The organism is Plantactinospora sp. B5E13 (assembly GCF_039871775.1).
Taxonomy (GTDB): domain Bacteria; phylum Actinomycetota; class Actinomycetes; order Mycobacteriales; family Micromonosporaceae; genus Plantactinospora.
Genome location: NZ_JBDPLT010000006.1, coordinates 46372 through 68196 on the forward strand (window position 1 = coordinate 46372; position 21825 = coordinate 68196).

Genomic DNA, 21825 nt, shown 5'->3' on the forward strand with positions numbered 1-21825 from the left:
TACCTCGAGGGGAGGTGTACACCATGGCGCTTCTCGACCTTCAGGGCATGGAGCTGACCGACCGCACCGGTGGCGGCGGTGGCGGCGGCAGCCGCGCGAGCCTGCTGCTCTGCGGCGACAGCTCGCTGTCCGTGACGACCTGCAACTGAGCAGTGTGCGTCCGGGGCCCTGGGTGGGTGAACGTGCCCACCCAGGGCAACCCCCTGTGACCGGGAGCGTGATGCGATGCCCAACGACGGCGACCGGCTGCTCCGCCGGGCGATCCGGTACGGGGGCGGCTGGACCGGCATCCTCGCGATCGTCGCGCTCCTCGGTGCGGGGGCCGAACTGCTACTCCCCGCGGCGCTCGGATTGGCCGTGGACGCCGCGCTCGGCGAGACCGACCCCTCATGGCCGCTGGTCGCCTGCGGCCTGGTGGTGGTGCTCGTCGCCACCGACACGCTGAGCAACCTGGCCGCCGGTACGGGCACCGCCCGGGCCACCGCCCGACTGCGCCACCACCTCCTCCGACACCTGCTCGCCCTCGACCCGCGCGCCGCCGCCCGGCACCCGGTCGGCGACCTGATCGGACGGCTCGTCGGGCAGGCCGCCGATGCCGGCCAGGTCGGGGCCACCGTCGTCCTCGGCCTCACCGCCGCACTCCCCTCGCTGGGCAGCGTCATCGCGCTCGCCCTGCTCGACTGGCGTCTCGCCGCGACGTTTGTCGCCGGGCTGCTGGTGCTCGCCCTCGGGCTGCGGACCTTCCTCACCGACGCGTCCGCCGCGGCGGCCGGTTATCTCGGGACGCAGGGGCGGATCGCCGGACGACTGTCGGAGGCGTTGCACGGCGCCCGTACCATCGCCGCCGCCGGCGCCGTCGACGTCGAGATCGACCGGATCCTGACACCGCTGCCCGAACTGGGCCGGCACGGCACCCGTACCTGGGCGGCGCTGGCCCGGGCCTCCGCCCGGACGGCGGCGATCGCACCGCTGCTGCAGCTCGCGGTCGTCGCGGTCGGCGGCTGGTCGGTGGCGCAGGGCCGACTCACCCCGGGACAGCTCTTCGCGGCGCTGCAGTACGCCGCGCTCGGTGCCGGGCTCGGCGCGGTGGTCGCCACGCTGAACCGGCTGATCCGCACCAGGGCGGGCGCGCACCGGGTCGCGACGGTGCTCACCGAACCGGTGCTGGCGTACGGTACCGCGACCCTGCCGCCCGGGCCCGGCGCGTTGCTGTTGAACGGTGTGACGGTTTGTACGGACGACGGCCGACCGGTGCTGGACGCCGTCGACCTCCGGGTGCCGCCCGGTGCCACGGTGGCCGTGGTGGGTCCCTCCGGCGCGGGCAAGTCCACCCTGGCCGCGGTCGCCGGACGGCTACGTGACCCGGACGCCGGCGAGGTGCTGCTCGACGGGGTGCCGCTGCGTCGGCTGCGCCGCCGGGTACTCCGCCGCGCCGTCGGGTACGGCTTCGAACGTCCGGTCCTGATCGGTGACACCGTCGCCGACGTCATCCTCCTCGGCGCGGCCGGCCCCGGGGACCGACACCCGGACGGACCCGAGCACGGACACCCGGCCGGACCGCGGCCCCCGGCGCCGACGGCACGGCTCACCGGCGTGGCCCGGGCCGCCGCCATCCACGACTTCGTCGAGCGACTGCCCGACGGGTACGCCACCCGGCTCGTCGACACGCCGATGTCCGGCGGTGAGGCGCAACGGCTGGGTCTGGCCCGTGCTCTGCTCGCCGACCGGCTGCTCATCCTGGACGACGCGACGTCGAGTCTGGACACCGCCACCGAGCACCGGATAACCCGGGCCGTCACGGCGCAGCGGGATCGTCGTACCCGGCTGGTGGTGACCCACCGGGCGGCCACCGCCGCCGCCGCCGACCTGGTGGCCTGGCTCGACGGTGGACGGTTGCGCGGCGTCGGTCGGCACCGGGAGCTGTGGCAGGACCCGGCCTACCGGGCCGTCTTCCAGCCCGGCCCGGCGCCGGAGCGCCCCGGCCCGGAGCCGGCATCTGACCGGCCGACCACGCAACTGTCGGCGGACCGCCCGGAGCCGGCGGCGTCCGGGACAACGGGTGGGACGGTGGAGGTGATCCGGTGAGTGGAGTTCTCCGGTTCACCACCGGGGCGTTGCGCCGTCGACGCCGCCCGCTCGGCCGGCTCGCGGCGTGGTCGGCCGCCGAGGCGCTGCCGGCGCTGCTCGCCGGTCAACTGACCGCCCGCGCCGTGGACCACGGTTTCCTGGCGGGTCGGCCCGGCGTCGGACTGGCCTGGCTCGCGCTGCTCGCCGCCGCGATCGGGGTCGGCGCGGTCGGCACCCTCCGGGCGTACGCCTGCCTCGGTGACATCGTCGAACCGGTCCGCGACGACCTGGCGCACCGGGTGGTCAGTGGTGCGCTGTACCACTCGACCAGCGCCGGGGCCCGCCCGGACACCGCCGCGGTGGCCCGGTTGACCCACCAGGTGGAGATCGTCCGGGACACCTTCGCCGGTCTGGTCATGGTGGTCCGGGGTTTCCTCTTCACCGCCGGTGCGGCGCTGCTCGGGCTGCTCTCGCTGACCCCGCTCGTCGCGGCGGTGGTCGCCGTGCCGCTGGCCGTCGGTCTGCTGCTGTTCGCCGCCACCCTGCCCGCGATGATCGGTCGGCAGCGGGCGTACGTCCGGGCGGACGAACTGCTCGGCACCGAGGCCGGCGCCGCGTTGACCGGCCACCGGGACGTGACCGCCTGCGGCGGGCAGGAGGTTGTCGCCGAGCGGGTGGGCCGGCAGGTGGACCGGCAGGAGGCGGCCGAGCGGGCGCTGGCCAGGATGGCCGCGCTGCGCAGCCTGAGCCTGGCCGTCGGTGGTTGGCTACCGCTGGCGGTCCTGCTGCTCGCCGCGCCGTGGCTGGTCCGGTCCGGACTCACCGCCGGCGCCGTGCTCGGCGCCCTGGTGTACGTCGCGACCGGCCTGCAACCGGCGCTGCACGCGCTGGTCCAGGGGATCGCCGGAGGCGGACTGCGGTATGCGGTGACCCTGGACCGGATCCTCGCCGCGACGGCACGACCGGGCCCGCCGACGTCCCCCGGCCTGGCGGGGGAGGCCGACGACGCGCCACCGGCGGTGGCACCGATCGGATCGCCGGGGACAGGTCCGACGCCGCACGCCGAACTCGTCGGGGTCGGTTTCCGGTACGGCACGCACGCCCGGCCGGTGCTCGACGACCTCGACCTGACCCTGTCCGACGGGGACCACCTGGTTGTGGTGGGGCCGAGCGGCGCCGGGAAGTCCACCCTCGCCGCGGTGCTCACCGGGCTGCTCCGGCCGCAACACGGCACGGTCCGGCTGGGCGGGTCACCGGTCGACGGCAGCGGTCCGGCCGGCCTGGCCGCACGTCGGGTGCTCATCCCGCAGGAGGCGTACGTCTTCACCGGCACCCTGCGGGACAACCTCCGCTACCTGTGTCCGGACGCACCGGACGCCGACCTGTCGGCCGTGGTGGACCGGCTGGGGTTGGGGCCGTTGGTGCACCGGGTCGGCGGCCTGGCCGCGACGCTCGACCCCGGCACGCTGTCGGCCGGTGAGCGGCAGTTGGTCGCGGCGGCCCGCGCCTACCTCTCCCCCGCCCCCCTGGTGATTCTCGACGAGGCGACCTGCCACCTGGATCCGGCCGCCGAGGCGAGAGTGGAGCTCGCCTTCGCGGCCCGGCCCGGTGCGCTGGTGGTGGTCGCGCACCGGATCAGCTCCGCGCTGCGGGCCCGACGGATCCTGGTGCTGGACGGCGGCCGTCCGAGGTCGGGACGGCACGACGAACTGCTCGCCGGCTCGGCGACCTACCGGGAGTTGGTCGGTCACTGGCGGGGCGCTCCGGCGGGGCCGACGGACGCGGCGCCACCGCACTCGGGACCGGCAACGGAGTCGACGGCTCGAATCGACGGTTCCCGGGCCGACCCGGAGCAGATAGACTCTCTTCGATAATTGTCGCCGGGTATCGGTGGTGAGCAGACTGACCCAGGTGCTCGGGCTCAGCGCCCTCTCCCACGACGCCGCGGCCTGCGTCGTCCGGGACGACGAGATCCTCTTCGCCGGGCACGCCGAACGCTACTCTCGCCGCAAGAACGACCCGGAGCTCGCCCCCGGCCTGCTCGCCGAGGCCCTCTCCTGGGGACGTCCGGACGTGGTCGCCTGGTACGAACGTCCGCTGCGCAAAAAGCTCCGACACCTCCGGGCCGGGCAGCTCCGCCACGCGGTGTCCCGCACCGACCTGCCCCGGCGCTACCTGGCCCGACTCGGCCTGCCCGAACTGCGCGGCGTGCCGGTCCACCACGTCGGACACCATCACGCGCACGCCGCCGCCGGTCACTTCACCAGCGGGACGGCGCGGACCGCCGTACTCACCGCCGACGCGATCGGCGAGTTCGAGACGCTGACCCTCGGCGAGTTCCGCGACGGCCGTCACCAGGTGTACGCCCGCTGCCGCTACCCGCACAGTCTCGGCCTGCTCTACAGCGCCTTCACCCGGCGCTGCGGTTTCACCCCGAACGAGGAGGAGTTCATCGTGATGGGCCTGGCCGCGCTCGGTCGGCCCCGTCACGTCGACCGGATCAAGGAGGAACTGATCGCGCTGACCCCGCCCACCTTCCGGCTGCGTCGCAACGTGCACCGGGGCATCGGAGACTGGCAGCCCTCCGCCGACCCGGCGGACCTGGCCGCGAGCATCCAGGTGGTGACGGAGGAGGTCCTGCTCACGGCGGCCCGCTGGCTGCGGAACCGGGTGCCGGGCGACACGCTGACCGTGATGGGCGGGCTGGGGCTCAACTGCGTCGTCAACGAGGTGCTGGCCCGGCACTCCGGCTTCGACCGGGTGACCCTGATGCCGAACCCCGGTGACGCCGGTTCCAGTCTCGGCGCGGCCGCCGCGCTCCTCGGCCGCCAGCTCCGCTGGTCCGGGCCGTACCTCGGCACCCTGATCCCCGGGGACTACCCGGTCGCGGAACTGGCCACGGCACTGGACGCCGGCGGGCCGGTCGGGGTGGCCCGCGGCCGGGCCGAGTTCGGCCCCCGCGCGCTGGGCAACCGGTCACTGCTGGCCGACCCGCGCCCCGGGGACAGCCGGGACCGGGTCAACCGGGTGAAGGGACGGGAACCCTTCCGGCCGTTCGCACCGGTGATCCGGCAGGAACTCGCCGACCGCTACTTCGACATGCCGGTGCGGTCGTCGCCGTACATGCAGTTCACCGCCCGGTGCCGCGACCCGCGGGCGTTTCCCGGCATCGTGCACGTCGACGGTACGAGCCGGGTCCAGACGGTGACCCGCGATCAGCACCCCGGCCTGTACGACCTGCTCGGGGAGTTCGAGCGGCGCACCGGCTGCCCGATGCTGCTCAACACCAGTCTCAACCTGAAGGGCGAGCCGCTGGTCAACGACCGGGAACAGGCCCGCTGGTTCGCCGACCGGACCGGCGTACCGGTGCTGTAGGCAGGTCGGGCGGGCCCGCTCCCGGCACGGATCAGACCCAGCCCCGCTCCCGGGCGATCCGGACCGCCTCGATCCGGGTCCGGGCCCCGGTCTTGCCCCCGATCCTGCAGAGATGGTTGCGGACGGTTCCCGGCGACAGGGAGAGTTTGCTGGCGATCTCCCGAACCGGCCACCCCTCGGCGGCGATCTCCAGTACCTCCAGTTCGCGTGGCGTCAGCGGGTTGTCCCGGTTCAACGCCGCCACGACCAGGTCGGCGTCGACGACGGAGCCGCCGTTCGCGAGCTGCCGTACCGCGTCGACAAGTCGTTGCGGTGCGACGTCGCTGCCGAGGAAACCGAGCCGCTGACACTGCGCCCGCAGCGCCTCCCCGAGCATCCGGGGCCGGCGCGGATCGACGAGCACCAGCACCGGTGGCGGCTCGGCGGCCACGTTCCGTCCGGAGAGCACACCGGCGCCGAAGAGTTTGACGTCCGCGACCGCCACGTCGGGACGCTGCGCCCGCAGTGCCGGGGCGATGTCCTCGGCCCGCTCCACCTCGGCGACGACTTCGATGTCCTCCTGAGTGGTCAGTACGAAGGCCAGCGCGCCACGGATGAGAGCGCCGTTCAACGCGAGCAGCGTCCGAATCACGTTCACCCCTGCCACTTGTCATCACGAGATCACTACGCGTAAACATTCAAACACGAGTACCTGGGACGCGCCTGTTGGAGCAGCCGCGCGCCGTCGATCCGGCCCGGACCGGCCCGGTCGGCGGCACCCGACAGCGTGGCGTCGGCGGTCAGAGCCAGCCGGCGCGCTGCGCCTGTCGGACCGCCTCCAGGCGGTTCCGCGTCCCCGTCTTACGCATGATCACCGACAGGTGGTTCCGTACCGTGCCGTGAGCGAGGAACAACCGACGGGCGATCTCCTTCAACGGCAGTCCTTCCGCGACGATCCGCAACACCTCGAGTTCCCGCTCGGTCAACGGACCCTCGACGGGCATCAGCGCGGCCACCGCGGCGCCGGGGTCGACCACCCGCTCACCGGCCGCGACAGCGCGGACCAGCCGGGTCAGCTCGCCCGGGGGCACGTTCTTGTCGACGACTCCCCGCGCGCCCGCCCGCAGCGCCCGCTGCAACACCTCCGAGGTCAGTTGGGCGCTCAACGTCAGCACCGCACTGTCCGGCGCCTCCACGGCGAGCCGCGCCAGCACCGCCAGCATGTCGACCCCCGGCAGGTCCAGGTCGGCCACGACCACGTCCGGTCGGCGCGTACGGGCCAGTGCCACCAGGTCACCCGACTCGTGGAGGTCCGCCACCACCTCCAGGTCCTCCTCACTCGACAACATCGCGCGTAACGCGCCCCGCAACAGACCCATTTCCTCCACGATCACCACGCGGATCATGAGGTCACTCCGATCTGGGTACCCAAGCCTTGCGACAACCTCGGTATCCACCCGGTGCGTCCGGGTGGTACTGATCACGAGCTCGACGAACGCGCCACCGTCGACCGGGCCGTCGGATGCGCCGACGGCCGACGCCGTGCGATCGGTGGAAGAACTCCGTACACCCTCCGGGTCACCGGAAGGACTCGACGGAGGGATGACAGCCCCGGACGCCGAGGGCGGTCAGCGGCCGGGTCAGCCGGGCAGCGCGGGTACGGCGGGCCAGCGACCGGCGCCGTACGCGTCGATGTGCGGGGGTGTCGGATCCGCGCGAGGCGGGGTACAACAGCCGGCCCCCGCCGGCAGCGTCACCGCCTGACCGGCCCCGCCGCCCGCCTGACCGACCCGCTGACCGCTGGGGCCGACACCGTCCGGCCGGCGTGGCGGAACGGGGGTGACGGGTGCGGGGTCCCCGGCCGGACGACGGGGCGTGGCGGCCGGGCCCGGAACGTCCGCCTCGGCCGCGAGCCGCCAGGTCGGCCCAGCCGGCGGCGCCGGGTCCGGTCCGGTCCCGGCCGCCGGTCCGAGCGGCACCACCGCGTCAGGGCATGGGCTCTCGGGACCGACAGGACCGGCCCGCTGGAGCAGCATCACGTCGTGGCGACGCAGTCCGGGGCCGGCAGCCGTCGTCGGTAGGCCGGGCAGCAGCCTGCCGACCACGCCGGTCGCACCGGAAACCACGGGATCCACCACCGTCGCCGCGGTCGGCACCACCGTCAGCAGCCTCGGCACCGCCGTCAGCAGCCTCGGCACCGCCGCCGGCAGCGGTGGTACGGCGCTCGCCGGCGCGGCCACGACGTCGTCCACGGACCGGACGGCGAACACCAGGGTGGCGCCGGTGTCCAGCAGTAAGCTGGTCAGATCCCCATCCGGGACTCTTACCGGCACGTCCCGCACCGGAAGTCGTCCGGCCGGTGCCCGGTCGGTTGTCCGTACCGCCGGCACCCGGTCGGGCGCCGGTACGGAGAGGGTCCGATCGGGTGTCGGTACGGAGGGGGTCCGATCGGGTGCCGGTGCCGACGGCTTCCGCTCCGGTGTCCGTACCGGCGACCTGCGGTCGAGGGTCGGCCCCGGCCCCGGGACACGGGCACGGTCCGGGACGCGTACCGGAGGTCTGCGGTCCACGGTCGGCGGCGGTAGCTGGTCCGACAGCCGGCGGGTGAGCCGGGGCTCCGCGTCGACCACCCGGTCGAGCAGTCCGTTCCGACCGTCCCGGTGGGAACGGTCGTCGGCGGACGCGGACCCGTCCAGCATGGCCAAGGCGAGGAAACCGACCACCGCGCAGCCGGCCAGCATGACGAGCCGGGCCAGCATCCGGGCGACCGGACCACCGGCCCGCCCGAACCGCGCCGCCAGACGCCGCGCTGCTGACACCGCTGCCATGTCGAGAGAGACCCTTCGATGAGGCGGACAGGTACGAAAGCGTAACGCCGTGTCTATCACGCCGCATGTGGTGAGCCTGGTCGCGGCTCGCGGGAAGGACGACGGAACCGCTCAGCCCCGGCCGGCCGAACCGGTCAGTCGGCGGACGACCGGCGCGACGTTCCACCGCGCGGCGTCGGCAAGATCCCGGGCACGTTCGAACATCGAATAGTGCGGGCCGACCCGGTCCTCCGCCAACGCCCGGTCCAGGTCGTGACCGCACCGGACGAGCACCGTGTCGAAGTCCCGGCGCATCGGCGCCCACAGGTCGTATCCGAACGAGCGGTAGTGCCGGGCGAAGGACGGTCGGTGGAGGCGGATTCGCTCGTGCAGTCCCGAGGCGTACGACATCGGCCTTCCCGGCCGGTCGCGCAGATAGTCCGGCAACAGATCGGCGAAGGCGTACCGGAGGATCCACTTCTCCTGGCCGTGCCGGATCTTCAGCTCTCTCGACAGCCGGGCCGCGACGTCGAGCACGGCCGGGTCGAGGAACGGCAGCCGCGCCTCCACCCCGTGTGCGAGGCCGACCCGGTCGACCCGCTGCAGCTCGGTCCGACCGAGGTTCCCGATCCGGTGCCGGAAAAGCCGCCCGGCCGCCTCCGGGTTGACCTGGTGGTAGGTCGGATAGCCGCCGAGGAGTTGGGCGGCGCCGTCGCCGGTGAGGACCACCCGGACCCCGAGGTCGCGAATCCGACGGAACAGCGGCACGGAGACGACGGCGTTGATGATGTCCCCGTACCCGGTCAGTTCGGAGATCCGGATCGCCTCCCGGACCTCGTCGCGACCGATGTCGCGGGGCCGTACCTCGATCACCTCATGGTGCACCCCCAGCTCGGCGGCGAGCCGACGGGCGTACCTCAGGTCCTCGCTGTCCGGGGCACCGACGGTGAACGCCACGCAGTCGGGATGCAGCTGGCGGGCGAGCAGCAGGGTGAGCGCGCTGTCCAGACCGCCCGACAGGTTCACGCCCACGGTGAGGTCGGTCGCGACCCGGGCCTGGACGCTGTCCCGCAGCGCGGCACGGAGCAGTCGGGCCGCCTCGACGGCGTCGGTGATCGCCGGTCGACCGGCCCCGAACATGCCGAGATCCACGTACGGCACCAGGTCCGGACCACGCTCGGCGTCGGCCCAGCCGTGGTGTCCCGGTGGCACCTCGTGGATCGTCGCGCCGAGCGGTACCAGCGCCTTGACCTCCGAGGCCAGGTGCAGCCGGCGCAGGTGGCGCGACCAGTAGAGCGGTTTGACCCCGAGCGGGTCCCGGGCCAGGTAGACCCGCCCGGTGACGGTGTCCGCGACGACCAGGGCGAAGTCGCCACGCAGCCGCCCGATCGCGGCCGGACCCCACGCCAGAAAGGCCTCCAGCACCACCTCGGTGTCGCTCTCGGTACGCAGCCGGTGGCCGAGTCGGGTCAACTCGACGGCGAGGTCCCGGTGGTTGTAGACCTCGCCGTTGTAGCAAAGCAGCCAACGACCGTCGGCCGAGCACCACGGTTGTCGGGCGCGTTCCCGGTCGACGATCCGCAGCCGCTGCACGCCGGCCAACAGGTCGGGCTGGAGCCGGGTCTCCGCGAGGTCGCCGCGCGGCGCCAGGCTCGCCAGCATGCGGTGGAAACCGGCCCGGTCGGCGCCGGGGCCGAGGACAATCGCGATGCCGGACATGTCGATCAACCCCCGAGTGCGGTCAGGAAGTCACGGCGCAACCGGATGGCCGCGCGCGGGCTGACGCAGATGTGCCAGGACTGCCCCTCGTCGATCACGTTGACGTCCCCCCAGCCCTGGCGTTCGCGCAGCAGGGCGGCGAGTACGCCGTGCGCGTCGAACCGGCGGAACCAGGCCATCTCCACGTCCATCGCGTACCCCAGGCAGTGGCCGCTGGGCAGCATCGCGGCGTACCCCAGCGCCCGGAGCCGGTGCTGGTGTTCGAGGCTGCGGGCCAGGCTGGTCACCCACAGCGGCGGGGTGGGGCCGGTACGTCGCCCGGCCAGGTCGACCGCGAGCTGGTTCAGCAGCGCCACCGCCTCCGGTCGGGTGCAGGTGGACCGGAGGCCGGCACCCGGCGGTCGGCGGTGCGGCCAGATCCGACGCTCCACCGCACGGGTCGTCCGGATCAGCGGATGGTCGCTCTGCCTGCGGTACCGGAACCGGAGCAGACCGCCCCGCCGCAACGACTCGAGGTCGATCAACTCCGGCGAGTCGCGCAACTCCACGTCCGTCCGGTATCCGGGCAGGTGCCCCCACCACATCACGTCGATCCGGCTGAGCAGGTAGATCCGGATCAGCGCGGTCAGGTCGCGGGCCGGCCCTCGGTTGTTCGGTCGGTAGTCGCGGACCTCGAGTCGAAGTCGCGCCTCGGCGTCGAGGGCGCCACCCGGCAGGCGGCGGAGCACCGCGCTGATCTCCGGGCCGGCCAGCCGCTCGGTCAGCACGGTCTCCAGCTTGGGCAGATCGTCACGTCCGGGGTGGGTCGCCACCTCCAGGAGCAGGTCCGCCACCGCCGCCCGGTATCTGACCAGTTCCGACAGGGAGACGTGGACGGCTTCGTCGGGCCGCCTCCCGTCGGTCACCGTCCGGGAATCGCCGTCCCGGGCGACCTCGTGGCTAGGCATGTCCGACTCCCCCGGCTTCGATGTGGTGCAGACAGCGCCGCTGATTGGCACGGTAACACCGGGTAAGTCACAAAACGCGGATTATTCCGATTAGCGGCATTCGTATTGTCGGGCGAGGGGTACGGCCGGAGGGATCTCCCGCCGGTCCGGACCTGCGGTACCGGAGGTGAGTAGGGATACTCGTGCCCGACAGGTCCGATCGCGGGAGGGTCGACAGCATGACCGAACCTCGGAGCCCGGGCTCCCTACCACTCTGGACTGTCCTCCTGGGCGGTGTCACCCTCGCCGCCTACTGGGCGCTCCTCGGCTGGGACCGGGAACGCGACGTCGACCCGGCGACCGGGGCCGAGACCGGCCCGTACCAGGCGTGGCAGCTTCTCGGCCTCGGCGTGGTCCTCGCCGTACTCACCTTCGAGGCCGGCCGGCGTGGCCACCCCTGGCTGGCCACCCTGGTGGTGCCGGCCGCCCTGACCGCGTCGTTCGTCGTCAGCGCCGTCACCGCCCGGAACTCCGACGGGCTGTGGCCGGTCGGCGCCGTCCTGGTCGCCGTCGGCTCCGCGCTCGGGACCGGACTGGTGGCCGGACTCGGCGCGTACCTTGGGCGGCAACGCCGGTGACAACCTCCGTAGCCACGCCGACCCGCGGCCGATGGAGCTCCCGGCGCCGATGGAACCGCTGCCGCCCGCTCAGCGCCGGGCGGGGATCCTGAGGTTCGGCCCGGCGTCGAGCAGCGGATCCGGGTCGGCCCGGCGGATCATGTACTGCGCGGTCAGGGTGTCGACACCGGTGCCCCGGGCGCTGTTCGGACGGTAGGTGACCGTGGCGGCGAGCGCCGACGCGGCCTCGACCACTCCGGCCCGCCAGGTGCCCGCCCGGTAGACCCAGACCGGGTCGGTGGGTCGGTAGCTGGCGGTGGGATCGATCTCGGCGGGATCGCGTCGGTGCGGATCCACGGTGGGGACTGGCATCTCACTGTCCTCCTGATTCGGCGGCCGGTGTCGTCTCGATCAGTTCCCGGTGTGGACCGGGCAGGTCCGGCATTCGGTCCTCCGGGCGGTCCGGGAGACCGGTCCGGATCATGGCCGGGTCGTGCCCGGGCGCCGGCGGGGCGACGGGACGCGGGCCCCGCCTGCCGCCGGCGATCCGGGCCCGTTCGGTCTTCACCCGGTACATCGCGGCGTCGGCCAGATCGAGCACGTCGGCGAGCTGCGCGCGACCGTGCACCGGCGCCACCCCGATCGACGCGGTCACCCGGAGATCCCGCTCCGCCAGCTGGATCGGCGCGGAGACGAGCTCGGCGAGTCGTCGCGCCGTCTGACCCAGCCAGCGTCCGTCACCCTGCACACCGACCAGCAGACCCGCGAACTCGTCGCCGCCGAGCCGGGCCACCAGGCTCCTGCCGACGTACGCCGGACCGTTTCCCACCTGGCCCGCGCCGGAGCCGACGCAGGCCGCGCCGCGCCCGGCATGGGCCGTGGCCCGCCCCGGGTGACCCGTGCCGTTCCCCGGGTACGCCGTGGTGTTGCCGGCGTACGCCGCGAACCGCCAGGCCACGGCGATCAGTACCTGGTCACCGACGGCGTGTCCGAACCGGTCGTTGATCTGTTTGAAGTCGTCGACGTCGAGCAGCACCGCGACCAGCGGAGGTCGCCGGGGGTCGGCCATCAGCGCGCCACCGAGCTGATAGAACGCTCGCCGGTTGGGCAGTCCGGTGAGTGGGTCGTGGGTCGCGGCGTGCCGCTCCGCCTGCAGTTCCTCACGGAGCCGTGCCACCTCGGCCTGCACGGTGCGGACCCGGCTGCGCATGCCCCAGGCGGCGCCGAATCCGGCGACCGCGGCGGCGCCGGCCGCGAGGGTGAGCGGGTCCACAGTGGCCGTTCCCCTCACACGGTCCGGCTCGGCGACGCGTCGTACGGACCGCCGAACCCGTGTCCGGTGGCCACCGACACCCGGTCGTTGATCACTATCAGTGATCGAAGTTCGCCCCTCCCGGCACGCGCGGAAACCGGACCGTTGCGGTGCGCTGACGCCCATCGCCGCAGGCCGCAGCGCAGGTGGGAATCGACGACCCCGTTCCGACTTCCCCGGCTCGCCAGCAATGGTCCCCCGCCCCCGTCACCAAAAGTGAACAAACGGACACACCCGTACAGGCACTATCATGCTCGCTGTCAGGTGCAGACGCAAGAGCGGATGCACGTGCAGATGGTCATGCACGCGCGACTGTCGACGGTTCACCGTCATGACTCAGGACGCGTCACGGGGAGGAATCGGCACCACACCAGGCTTCGCGACGCCTTCCCCACCGCCCTTCCGGGATCCTCCAGAAAGACTGGCGATGAACACCTACAACGGCATGTCCACCCACGAGCTGCCGACCGTGACCTGGCAGAAGAGCCGCCGGAGCAATCCGAGCGGCAACTGTGTCGAGATGGCCCAGCTGCCCGGCGGTGCCGGCGTGGCGATCCGGAACTCGCGGGACCCCGACGGGCCCGCACTGATCTACACCACGGACGAGATCGTGGCCTTCATCCTCGGCGCCCGGGACGGCGACTTCGACCACCTGATCCCGTAGCAGGCACACCGCCGTCCACGGCGGCACGTCCCGACCGGCGAACGCCGACGCGGAGCGGCGCCACACCGGCAACCCGGACCCGATCCTTCCCGGTCGGTTCGACCACCGCCTCCGGCCGACCGATCGGACGGGTGGAAATCAGCCCCGGGGTCTTTCCTCCTCACCCTCCGGCCATGGCATGCTTACCGACGGACTTGGCCCAGCCTCGGCGGGCTGCGTCGAGCATGCGGAGGCGGCACGTGACGATTGCACGGTCCGGACGTGGATCGGCCCACGGCGGAGAGGCGGCGTCCGACGGCGAAACGGCCCTTTCCACCGGGTCGGCCCTCGAGGGCGGCGCCGCCGGCGGGCCGACCGTGCTCCGCATCCTGCTCGGCAGCCAGCTGCGCAAGCTGCGTGAGGCCACCGGCGTCAGCCGCGACGACGCGGGCTGGGAGATCAGGGCGTCCGGATCCAAGATCAGCCGGATGGAGCTGGGCCGGGTGGGATTCAAAGAGCGCGACGTCGCGGACCTGCTGACCCTCTACCAGGTGACCGACGAGGACGAACGCGCCGCGCTGCTCGCCCTGGCCCGGCAGGCCAACAATCCCGGGTGGTGGCACCGGTACGGAGACGTACTGCCCCACTGGTTCCAGTCGTACCTCGGCCTGGAGGCCGCCGCCACCCTGATCCGGACATACGAGGTCCAGTACGTCCCGGGTCTGCTGCAGACCCGGGACTACGCCCGGGCCGTCGTCCTGCTCGCCCACGACGGGTCCCCGACGGAGGAGATCGAACGCCGGGTCAACCTCCGGATGGACCGGCAGAAGATCCTGCACCGCCCCGACGCGCCGCACCTGTGGGTGGTGGTGGACGAGGCGGCGCTGCGCCGGCCGATCGGTGGCCTCGACGTGATGCGGGGACAGGTCGAGTACCTGATCGAGGCCAGCCGGCTGCCCAACGTCACCGTGCAGGTCATCCCGTTCCGGGCCGGCGGACACGCCGGCGCCGGCGGCGCGTTCAGCCTGCTGCGGTTCCCGGACCAGGAACTGCCGGACGTGGTCTACATGGAACAACTCACCAGCGCGCTCTACCTCGACAAACGCGACGACGTGGACTACTACGCCGCGGCGATGGAACGGCTCTGCGTCGAGGCCGATCCACCGACCAAGGCCCCGGACTTCCTGCGCGGCGTGCTGGACGACCTCGACGCCACGACCGGCTGAACCCGGTTGGCCGGGCCCGCCGGCGGAACACGGCGCCGTGGCACGACCCCATCCCGCCGCCGGGATCGCCGGACGGTTCGGCGCTGCGGCCGGTTCACCGGCACCGGATGCGCCACACTACCGGTATGGGAGCACGTCGACTCGACGGCACAGTCGCCCTGGTCACCGGGGCTTCCTCCGGCATCGGCGCGGCGGCGGCGACCCGGCTGGCCGCCGCCGGAGCGCGGGTCTTCGTCACCGGCCGCGACCCCGACCGGCTCGCCGCCGTCGCCGACGCCGCCGCAGGTACGGCGATCCCGTGCGACCTCACCGACCCGGAACTGACCGCGGCCCTCGCCGACCGGGTGCTCGACGTCGCGGGACGGGTGGACATCCTGGTCAACAACGCCGGTCAGGGCTGGGCCGGTCCGCTGACCGGGATGACCGACGGTCAGATCCGGGCCCTGGTCGCGGCCAACCTGACCGCCCCGATGCTGCTCTCCCGCGCCATCCTGCCCGGCATGCTGTCCCGGGGTGCCGGGCATCTCGGTTTCGTCGGTTCCATCGCCGGCCGGCTCGGCGTACGCGAGGAAGCGGTGTACGCGGGGACGAAGGCCGGACTGAGTGTCTTCGCCGACAGCCTCCGCAAGGAGACGACGGGTCGGGGCATCGTGGTCACCGAACTGGTACCGGCGGTGGTCGACACGCCGTTCTTCGACCGGCGTGGGCGTCCGTACCCGCGACGGCGGCCCCGACCGGTCACCCCGGACCAGGCGGCCGCAGCCCTGCTGACCGGGATGTTCACCGGCCGGCACGAGGTGTGCCTGCCGCGCTGGATGTACCTACCGATCATGGTCCGGGCGACCCTGCCCGGCACCTACCGCCGGCTCGCCGAACGCTACGGCTGACCTGCCGGGGCGGGCCTCGCCGACCGCTACGGGTGGACTGTCTTGAAGGGCCCCGGACAGCCGAGAGGCCCTTCCCCGACAGCTCAGTTGGCGCGGATGGCCCGGATCGACTCACGCAGCGAGGACATGGTGGCCAGCACCGCGGTCGGCTCGTACCCGCAGTGCGCCATGCAGTTGGCGCAGCGCGAGTCCCTGCCCCGGCCGTACGACGACCAGTCGGTGGTCTCGATCAACTCCCGGTACGTCTTCGCGTAGCCGTCGCCCAGCAGATAGCAGGGCCGCTGCCAGCCGAACAGCGAGTACGAGGGAATCGCCCACGCGGTGCACGGGAAGTCGACCTTGCCCTCGAGGAAGTCGAGGAAGAGCGGCGAGTGGTTCAGCCGCCACTTCTTCCGACGCCCGTCGGCGAACGCCTTGCGGAACATCGCCCGGGTCTCCGTCACCCCGAGGAAGTGCTCCTGGTCCGGCGCCTTGTCGTAGGCGTACGCCGGGGAGAGCATCATCTGGTCGACGGCGAGTTCGTTGTTGAGGTAGTCGAGCACCTCGATCACCGTCTGCGGGGTGTCGGTGGAGAAGAAGGTCGTGTTGCTGGTGACCCGGAACCCCCGACGCTTCGCCTCCTTGACCGCCTCGACCGCCTCGTCGAAGACGCCGTCCTTGCAGACCGAGGCGTCGTGCCGCTCCTTCAGACCGTCGATGTGCACGGCGAACGAGAAGTAGCGGGACGGGGTGAACTTGTCCAGCTTCTTGCGCAGCAACGCCGCGTTGGTGCAGAGGAAGACGTACTTGCGGCGCTTGACCAGCTCGTCGACCATCTTGTCGATGTCCGGGTGCATCAGCGGCTCACCGCCGGCGATGGAGACCATCGGCGCACCGCACTCCTCGACCGCCGCGACGGCCTGTTCCACCGGCATCCGGCGTTTCAGCACGTCCGCCGGGTGCTGGATCTTGCCGCAGCCGGCGCAGGCGAGGTTGCAGGCGAACAGCGGCTCGAGTTCGAGCAGCAACGGGAAGTGCGCCCGTCGACGAATCTTCTGCCCGACCAGGTACCGGCCGATCCGCATGCTCTGTCGCAGTGGCATTCCCATGTCAGCACCCCGCTCCCGCTCGCGCCCCCGTACGGGTGGCGGAACCGCCACCCGTCGCACCGCCTCGCTGAACGCTCCCCGTCATCGGCTTCCTTCCGTGGATACTCCGGCCTTTCGGTCCGGTGAGGAGACGGAACTCTTGCGGAGCAGGACAGGAAAGGCTGATCTGCCGCCAGGGCGGATCGTGTCTATCCGCACGGCACCGCAAGGGTCACCAACTAGCTTGCTATCTTGTGAGTTGTGGCCACGAAGACGGTGAAACGGGCTTTCAAGTACCGTTTCTACCCGAGCGAGGAGCAGGCGGCGGAGCTTGCCCGCACGTTCGGGTGTGTCCGGCTGGTCTACAACATGGCGCTCGCGGCCCGCACCGAGGCGTGGACGCTGCGCCAGGAACGCATCAACTACAACACCACGTCGGCCCTGCTGACCGGGTGGAAGAAGACCGAGGAGCTGGCGTTCCTCAACGACGTGTCCTCGGTGCCGTTGCAGCAGGCTCTGCGGCACCTGCAGGCCGCGTTCACCAACTTCTTCGCCAGACGCGCCACATACCCGACGTTCAAGAGCAGGAAGAGGTCGCGCCGGTCGGCGGAATACACCACCAGCGGATTCCGCTGGCGCGACGGCCGGCTCACCCTCGCCAAGATGACCACACCGCTGGACGTCGTGTGGTCCCGGCCGCTGCCGCAGAACGCGTCGCCGTCCACGGTCACCGTCAGCCAGGACCCGGCCGGCCGATGGTTCGTGTCCCTGCTCTGCGACGACGTGATCGACCAGACCCCCGCCTCGGGTGCGGTCGGCATCGACGCCGGCCTCGACTCGCTGCTCACCCTCTCCACCGGGGAGAAAATCACCAACCCGCGTCACGAGCGCCGTGACCGCGCCGCCCTGGCCCGCGCCCAGCGTGCGATGGCGAAGAAGGAGAAGGGCTCGGCGAACCGGGCCAAAGCCCGACTCAAGGTCGCCCGAGTGCACGCCCGGATCACCGACCGGCGCCGCGACACGCTCCACAAACTGACCACTCGGCTCGTGCGTGAAAACCAAACGCTCGTGATCGAGGACCTGACCGTCCGCAACATGGTCAAGAATCGGAGCCTGGCCCGCGCCATCAGCGACGCGGCCTGGCGGCAGTTCCGCACCCTGCTCGAATACAAGGCCGACTGGCACGGCCGCAACCTCGTGGTCGTGGACCGCTGGTTCCCCAGCTCCAAACTGTGCTCGACGTGTGGTGCCCTCGCTGGACGGATGCCGTTGACCGTACGGACCTGGACGTGCCGGTGCGGCACCGTCCACGACCGTGACGTCAACGCCGCCCGCACCATTCTGGCCGCCGGACTGGCGGTGACAGCCTGTGGAGAAGGCGTAAGACCTCAACGGGGGAACCTCCGTTCGGGGCAGTCGACGATGAAGCAGGAAAACCCAAGGGCAACCAAGGGAATCCCCGTTCCTTAGGACGGGGAGGATGTCAAGGTGTTCGTATCTCCTTGGGAAGGGTGAAGTGCACGTCCTCGGTCCGGGTGGTGTGCTCCCGTACCGCGTCCGCACCGAGCCCGGCCAGTGCCGTGACGGTCTCGTCGACCAGTCGGGGCGGGGCCGAGGCGCCGGCGGTCACGCCGACCGTCCGTTTCCCGGCGAGCCAGCGGAGGTCGACCTCGTCGACGTCGTCCACCAGGTACGCGGGGGTACCGCCGCGCTCGGTCACCTCCACCAGACGGCGCGAGTTCGACGAGTTCGCGGAGCCGACGACCAGCACCACGTCGGCGTCGGCGGCAACGTCGCGCAGTGCCACCTGCCGGTTGGTGGTGGCGTAGCAGATGTCGTCCGACGAGGGGCCGGTCAACGCCGGGAACCGCCGCCGGAGCACGTCGAGGACCCCGGCCACCTCGTCGACCGCGAGGGTGGTCTGCACCAGGTAGGAGACCCGGTCCGGGTCGGCGACCTCGATCCGTTCCGCGTCCGTCACGTTCTCCACCAGGGTGATCTGCCCGGGCGCCTCGCCGAGGGTGCCCTCGGTCTCCTCGTGTCCGGCGTGTCCGATCAGCAGGACGGTGTTGCCCCGCCCGGCGAACCGGCGCGCCTCGCTGTGCACCTTGGACACCAGCGGGCAGGTGGCGTCGATGACCGGCAGCCCCCGGGCGGCGGCGGCGACCCGGACGGCGGGCGCGACACCGTGTGCGGAGAAGACCGTGACGGCACCGTCGGGAATCTCGGTCAGCTCGTCCACGAAGACCGCGCCCCGGCGTTGCAGGTCGGCGATGACGTGCACGTTGTGCACGATCTGCTTGCGGACGTACACCGGTGGGCCGTACCGGTCCAGGGCCTGCTCGACCACACCGATCGCCCGTTCGACGCCGGCGCAGAACGAACGGGGTGAGGCCAGCACGACCTCGCGTACCGTGCCCGCCTCGGCCCACTCGACGAGCGCGGGCGCCACCTTCGGCAGGGTCCGCAGGGCGGTTCGGACCCGACGCCAGGTCAGCGGCCGGTACAGCCGCTGCGGCGGTACGTCGGCGACCACCCGTACGCAGACCACCGGCCGGCCCGCGGCGGAGGCCAGCAGCGCCGCCGACTCGGTGTCCACGGCGAGCGCCCCGGTCGCGGCGAGCCGGGCCCGGTCCGGGCCGTCGACCAGCCGCCGGCTGGTGACCACCGGTCCGAGGTGGACGGTCAGACCACGCCGGCGCAGCGTGGCGGCGACCAGCGGTGCGCTCGGGCAGGGCACCGCCGGGTCGTCGGGTCGGTCGGCGCGCCGTACCTCGGTGGCGACGACCACGTCGCCGGGGCGCAGCGTCGGGGTGAGCCCGCCGGCGATCCCCGCCACCACCAGAGCGCCCGCGTCGGCGTGCCGGGCGGCGGCCCGCCCGGCCCGGGTCAGCCCCCGGCCGGTGCGGTGCAGCGGGGCGCCGGTCGGCAGGCCGCGACGCAGCGCGCGGGCCTCCATCCGCATGGGCGCGAACAGCACCCAGTCGCCCCGGGTCAACTCGGTTCACCGCTCGGAGCCACCGCGGAACTGCCCTGGTCGACCAGTTCAGCCGGGCCACGCCGGGCAGCCGACCCGATCGGCTCGCCGGCCTCGACGCGATCGACCAGTTCGATCCGCCGGCCGGCCTCGACGCGGTCGACCAGCCCGACCCGCTCGCCCGACCCCGCCGGTCCGGCCACGCCGTCCCGGTCGGCGCCGGCGGGCGGTGCCACGCCGAGCCAGGCCGGCTCGCGCAGCAGCCGACCGAGCGCGCTGACCGGGAAGACCAGCCGGTAGAGATGGTAGTTGATGTAGAAGTCACCCGGGAAGCCGGTACCGGTGTACTGCGGCTCGTCCCAGCCGCCGTCCGGGCGTTGGGTCTCCACCAGCCAGCGCAGTCCACGCCCCACCGACACGGTGTCGGCGGAGCGGGCGGCATGCAACGCCAGCAGGGCCCAGGCGGTCTGCGAGGCGGTCGACACACCCCGCCCCCGCCACATCGGGTCCCGGTAGGAGCGCATGTCCTCGCCCCAGCCGCCGTCCGGGTTCTGCCGCCGGTGCAGCCAGCAGAGCGCCCGGACGATGGCCGGGTCGTCGGGGCGTACCCCGGCGGCGACCAGCGCCGGCACGACCGCTCCGGTGCCGTAGACGTGGTTGGCGCCCCACCGGCCGAACCAGGACCCGTCCGCCTCCTGGTTACGCAACAGCCAGGAGACCCCCCGCCGTACCGTCGGCGAGTCGGTCAGCCCTTCCGCGCAGAGCGCCTCGACAATGTGCGCGGTGACGTCCGCGCTCGGCGGGTCGATCACCTCACCGAAGTCACAGAACGGCAGGTCGCGGGCGATCGCCCGGGTGTTGTCGGCGTCGAACGCTCCCCAGCCGCCGTCCGCGCACTGCATGCCGCACAACCAGGCGACCCCGCGGCCGACCGCCGCCCGCACCTCCGGGTCCGCCCCGGTACGGCGCAGCGCCAGCAGCACCTCCGCCGTGTCGTCGGTGTCCGGGTAGCCGTCGTTGTCGAACTCGAACGCCCAGCCGCCCGGTTCCAGTCCGGGTCGACGTACCGACCAGTCACCCGGCACCCGGATCTCCTCCGCCAGCAGCCACTCGGCGGCCCGGCCCAGCGCCGGGTGCCCGGCCGGCAGTCCGGCGTCGCCGAGGGCGACCGTCGCGAGCGCGGTGTCCCAGACCGGTGACTGGCACGCCTCGAGTCGGCGTACCGGGCCGTCCGGGGTCTGCTCGTGGATGGTGAACCGGTCGAGTCCGGCCAGGCCGGTCCGCAGCACCGGGTGCGACAGCGGATAGCCGAGCAGGTGCAACGCGATCAGCGAGTACACCCAGGGCGGTTGGATCCCGCCCCAGGAGCCGTCGGCCTCCTGACGCGCGATGATCCACTCGGCGGCCCGGCGCAGCGCGTTGCGGCGTACCGGGCCGACCGGGTGACGCTCGTACCGCCGGAGCACCGTGTCGAGGCGGTGCATCCAGCCGGCCCGGTGCCGCAGCGACGGCGCCGGGTCGGGTCGCCGGCCGGTCCGTAGTTCCCGCAGCGAGAAGCCGAGCGGACGGACCGGACGCAGGGACCGGACGATCGCCAGCGGCACGATGGTCTGCCGGGCCCAGCAGGCGAAGTCGTACACGTTGAGCGGGAAACGCGGCGGGAGCAGGACAACCTCCGGCGGCACCGCCGGCAGCCGGTCCCAGGACCACTCCCCGAACAGCGCCAGCCAGATCCGGGTGAAGACCCGGCTCCGCTCGATGCCGCCGTGGGCGAGGACGAACCGCCGGGCCCGGACCATGTGCTCGGCCTCGGCCGGGTCGCCGGCCAACCGCAGCGCCGCGTACGCCTCGATGGTGGTGGAGAGGTCGCCGGGTCCGCCGTGGAAGGTCGGCCAGGCGCCGTCCGCCCCCTGCTTCGACCGGATCCACCGGGCCGTCGGCTCCGTCTGCTCGACGCTACGGATGCCGAGGAACTGCCGCATGAGCAGGTCCTCCGCCTCCATCGTCACGTTGGTCTCCAGCTCGCCCTGCCACCAGCCGGCCGGCTGCTGCGTCGAGAGCAGCAGGTCACGAGCACGGTCCAGGGCCGTCCGGGCCTGCGCCCACAACTGCGCGGTGACGCCGCCGGTCCCCGGGGCGGCCGGGGCCCCGACCGTCCCGGGTGTCGTGCCGCCGTCGGTGGCTGCCGTCGTGACGCCGTCGGTGGATAAGAGTCCGGCCATC

At 72.7% G+C, this 21825-nt stretch carries 19 protein-coding genes; 9 read left to right on the plus strand and 10 right to left on the minus strand.

What is annotated here, in order from left to right; all coding sequences use genetic code 11:
• Positions 1-23: 23 nt before the first annotated feature.
• The 4 genes from ABGB05_RS07695 to ABGB05_RS07710 all read left to right on the plus strand — a co-directional run bounded on the left by ABGB05_RS07695 (position 24) and on the right by ABGB05_RS07710 (position 5442).
• Positions 24-149 carry a SapB/AmfS family lanthipeptide gene (locus tag ABGB05_RS07695; protein ID WP_347652491.1) on the plus strand — a complete coding sequence of 42 codons (126 nt, stop codon included), beginning with the start codon at positions 24-26 and terminating at the stop codon, positions 147-149.
• 76 nt (positions 150-225) lie between these two features.
• Complete coding sequence (locus tag ABGB05_RS07700) at positions 226-2085, plus strand: ABC transporter ATP-binding protein (RefSeq protein WP_347652492.1); 1860 nt, start codon at positions 226-228, stop codon at positions 2083-2085.
• Positions 2082-3941: an ABC transporter ATP-binding protein gene (locus ABGB05_RS07705; protein ID WP_347652493.1), complete on the plus strand. Its 1860-nt coding sequence runs from the start codon at positions 2082-2084 to the stop codon at positions 3939-3941. Before ABGB05_RS07700 ends, ABGB05_RS07705 begins: the two co-directional genes overlap by 4 nt.
• Positions 3942-3960: 19 nt before the next feature.
• Positions 3961-5442 carry a carbamoyltransferase C-terminal domain-containing protein gene (locus ABGB05_RS07710; RefSeq protein WP_347652494.1) on the plus strand — a complete coding sequence of 494 codons (1482 nt, stop codon included), beginning with the start codon at positions 3961-3963 and terminating at the stop codon, positions 5440-5442.
• A gap of 31 nt (positions 5443-5473) precedes the next feature.
• Here ABGB05_RS07710 and ABGB05_RS07715 read toward each other — a convergent pair whose 3' ends face one another.
• The 5 genes from ABGB05_RS07715 to ABGB05_RS07735 all read right to left on the minus strand — a co-directional run bounded on the left by ABGB05_RS07715 (position 5474) and on the right by ABGB05_RS07735 (position 10894).
• Positions 5474-6079, minus strand: coding sequence for a response regulator transcription factor (locus ABGB05_RS07715; RefSeq protein WP_347652495.1), 606 nt, complete (start codon positions 6077-6079; stop codon positions 5474-5476).
• A gap of 142 nt (positions 6080-6221) precedes the next feature.
• Positions 6222-6815, minus strand: a complete 594-nt coding sequence (locus tag ABGB05_RS07720; RefSeq protein WP_347652496.1) for a response regulator transcription factor — start codon at positions 6813-6815, stop codon at positions 6222-6224.
• Positions 6816-7061: 246 nt separating this feature from the next.
• On the minus strand, positions 7062-8249 hold the full coding sequence (locus ABGB05_RS07725) for a hypothetical protein (RefSeq protein WP_347652497.1): 1188 nt from the start codon (positions 8247-8249) through the stop codon (positions 7062-7064).
• A 111-nt stretch (positions 8250-8360) separates the two neighbouring features.
• On the minus strand, positions 8361-9947 hold the full coding sequence (locus ABGB05_RS07730; RefSeq protein WP_347652498.1) for an asparagine synthase-related protein: 1587 nt from the start codon (positions 9945-9947) through the stop codon (positions 8361-8363).
• 5 nt (positions 9948-9952) lie between these two features.
• A complete protein-coding gene (locus tag ABGB05_RS07735; protein WP_347652499.1) occupies positions 9953-10894 on the minus strand; it encodes a hypothetical protein in 942 nt (313 codons plus the stop codon).
• Between the two features lie 218 nt (positions 10895-11112).
• Between ABGB05_RS07735 and ABGB05_RS07740 the strand changes: the two genes are divergently transcribed.
• Positions 11113-11511 (plus strand): hypothetical protein, encoded by a 399-nt coding sequence (locus ABGB05_RS07740; protein WP_347652500.1) that lies wholly within the window; start codon positions 11113-11115, stop codon positions 11509-11511.
• Positions 11512-11580: 69 nt separating this feature from the next.
• On the opposite strand, the gene ABGB05_RS07745 is transcribed toward ABGB05_RS07740, so the two are convergent.
• Both ABGB05_RS07745 and ABGB05_RS07750 read right to left on the minus strand, forming a co-directional pair.
• The gene (locus ABGB05_RS07745) at positions 11581-11862 is read right to left on the minus strand and encodes a hypothetical protein (RefSeq protein ID WP_347652501.1); all 282 of its coding nucleotides are present in this window, start codon (positions 11860-11862) and stop codon (positions 11581-11583) included.
• 1 nt (position 11863) lies between these two features.
• Positions 11864-12763 carry a GGDEF domain-containing protein gene (locus ABGB05_RS07750; protein ID WP_347652502.1) on the minus strand — a complete coding sequence of 300 codons (900 nt, stop codon included), beginning with the start codon at positions 12761-12763 and terminating at the stop codon, positions 11864-11866.
• 466 nt (positions 12764-13229) lie between these two features.
• On the opposite strand from ABGB05_RS07750, the gene ABGB05_RS07755 reads away from it, so the two are divergent.
• From ABGB05_RS07755 to ABGB05_RS07765, 3 genes are all read left to right on the plus strand, one after another.
• Positions 13230-13466 carry a DUF397 domain-containing protein gene (locus ABGB05_RS07755; protein ID WP_347652503.1) on the plus strand — a complete coding sequence of 79 codons (237 nt, stop codon included), beginning with the start codon at positions 13230-13232 and terminating at the stop codon, positions 13464-13466.
• 365 nt (positions 13467-13831) lie between these two features.
• The gene (locus ABGB05_RS07760) at positions 13832-14671 is read left to right on the plus strand and encodes a helix-turn-helix transcriptional regulator (RefSeq protein WP_347652643.1); all 840 of its coding nucleotides are present in this window, start codon (positions 13832-13834) and stop codon (positions 14669-14671) included.
• Positions 14672-14796: 125 nt separating this feature from the next.
• The gene (locus ABGB05_RS07765; protein ID WP_347652504.1) at positions 14797-15558 is read left to right on the plus strand and encodes an SDR family NAD(P)-dependent oxidoreductase; all 762 of its coding nucleotides are present in this window, start codon (positions 14797-14799) and stop codon (positions 15556-15558) included.
• Between the two features lie 83 nt (positions 15559-15641).
• Here the strand turns inward: ABGB05_RS07765 and hpnH are convergent, their stop codons facing one another.
• Positions 15642-16646 carry an adenosyl-hopene transferase HpnH gene (hpnH, locus tag ABGB05_RS07770; RefSeq protein WP_347652505.1) on the minus strand — a complete coding sequence of 335 codons (1005 nt, stop codon included), beginning with the start codon at positions 16644-16646 and terminating at the stop codon, positions 15642-15644.
• A 240-nt stretch (positions 16647-16886) separates the two neighbouring features.
• Between hpnH and ABGB05_RS07775 the strand changes: the two genes are divergently transcribed.
• A complete protein-coding gene (locus ABGB05_RS07775) occupies positions 16887-18095 on the plus strand; it encodes an RNA-guided endonuclease TnpB family protein (RefSeq protein ID WP_347652506.1) in 1209 nt (402 codons plus the stop codon).
• A gap of 13 nt (positions 18096-18108) precedes the next feature.
• Here ABGB05_RS07775 and ispH read toward each other — a convergent pair whose 3' ends face one another.
• Both ispH and shc read right to left on the minus strand, forming a co-directional pair.
• Positions 18109-19623 (minus strand): 4-hydroxy-3-methylbut-2-enyl diphosphate reductase, encoded by a 1515-nt coding sequence (gene ispH / locus ABGB05_RS07780; protein ID WP_347652507.1) that lies wholly within the window; start codon positions 19621-19623, stop codon positions 18109-18111.
• Positions 19620-21824: a squalene--hopene cyclase gene (gene shc, locus ABGB05_RS07785; RefSeq protein WP_347652508.1), complete on the minus strand. Its 2205-nt coding sequence runs from the start codon at positions 21822-21824 to the stop codon at positions 19620-19622. The genes ispH and shc overlap by 4 nt, the downstream gene beginning before the upstream one ends.
• Between the last annotated feature and the right edge of the window lies 1 nt (position 21825).

Excerpts from the sequence above, each read along its gene's own strand:
- ABGB05_RS07695 (WP_347652491.1), top strand. The coding sequence starts at position 24 with ATGGCGCTTCTCGACCTTCAGGGCATGGAGCTGACCGACCGCACCGGT.
- ABGB05_RS07700 (WP_347652492.1), top strand. The coding sequence starts at position 226 with ATGCCCAACGACGGCGACCGGCTGCTCCGCCGGGCGATCCGGTACGGG.
- ABGB05_RS07725 (WP_347652497.1), bottom strand. The coding sequence starts at position 8,249 with ATGGCAGCGGTGTCAGCAGCGCGGCGTCTGGCGGCGCGGTTCGGGCGG.
- ABGB05_RS07730 (WP_347652498.1), bottom strand. The coding sequence starts at position 9,947 with ATGTCCGGCATCGCGATTGTCCTCGGCCCCGGCGCCGACCGGGCCGGT.
- ABGB05_RS07735 (WP_347652499.1), bottom strand. The coding sequence starts at position 10,894 with ATGCCTAGCCACGAGGTCGCCCGGGACGGCGATTCCCGGACGGTGACC.
- ABGB05_RS07740 (WP_347652500.1), top strand. The coding sequence starts at position 11,113 with ATGACCGAACCTCGGAGCCCGGGCTCCCTACCACTCTGGACTGTCCTC.
- ABGB05_RS07745 (WP_347652501.1), bottom strand. The coding sequence starts at position 11,862 with ATGCCAGTCCCCACCGTGGATCCGCACCGACGCGATCCCGCCGAGATC.
- ABGB05_RS07755 (WP_347652503.1), top strand. The coding sequence starts at position 13,230 with ATGAACACCTACAACGGCATGTCCACCCACGAGCTGCCGACCGTGACC.
- ABGB05_RS07765 (WP_347652504.1), top strand. The coding sequence starts at position 14,797 with ATGGGAGCACGTCGACTCGACGGCACAGTCGCCCTGGTCACCGGGGCT.
- hpnH (WP_347652505.1), bottom strand. The coding sequence starts at position 16,646 with ATGGGAATGCCACTGCGACAGAGCATGCGGATCGGCCGGTACCTGGTC.
- shc (WP_347652508.1), bottom strand. The coding sequence starts at position 21,824 with ATGGCCGGACTCTTATCCACCGACGGCGTCACGACGGCAGCCACCGAC.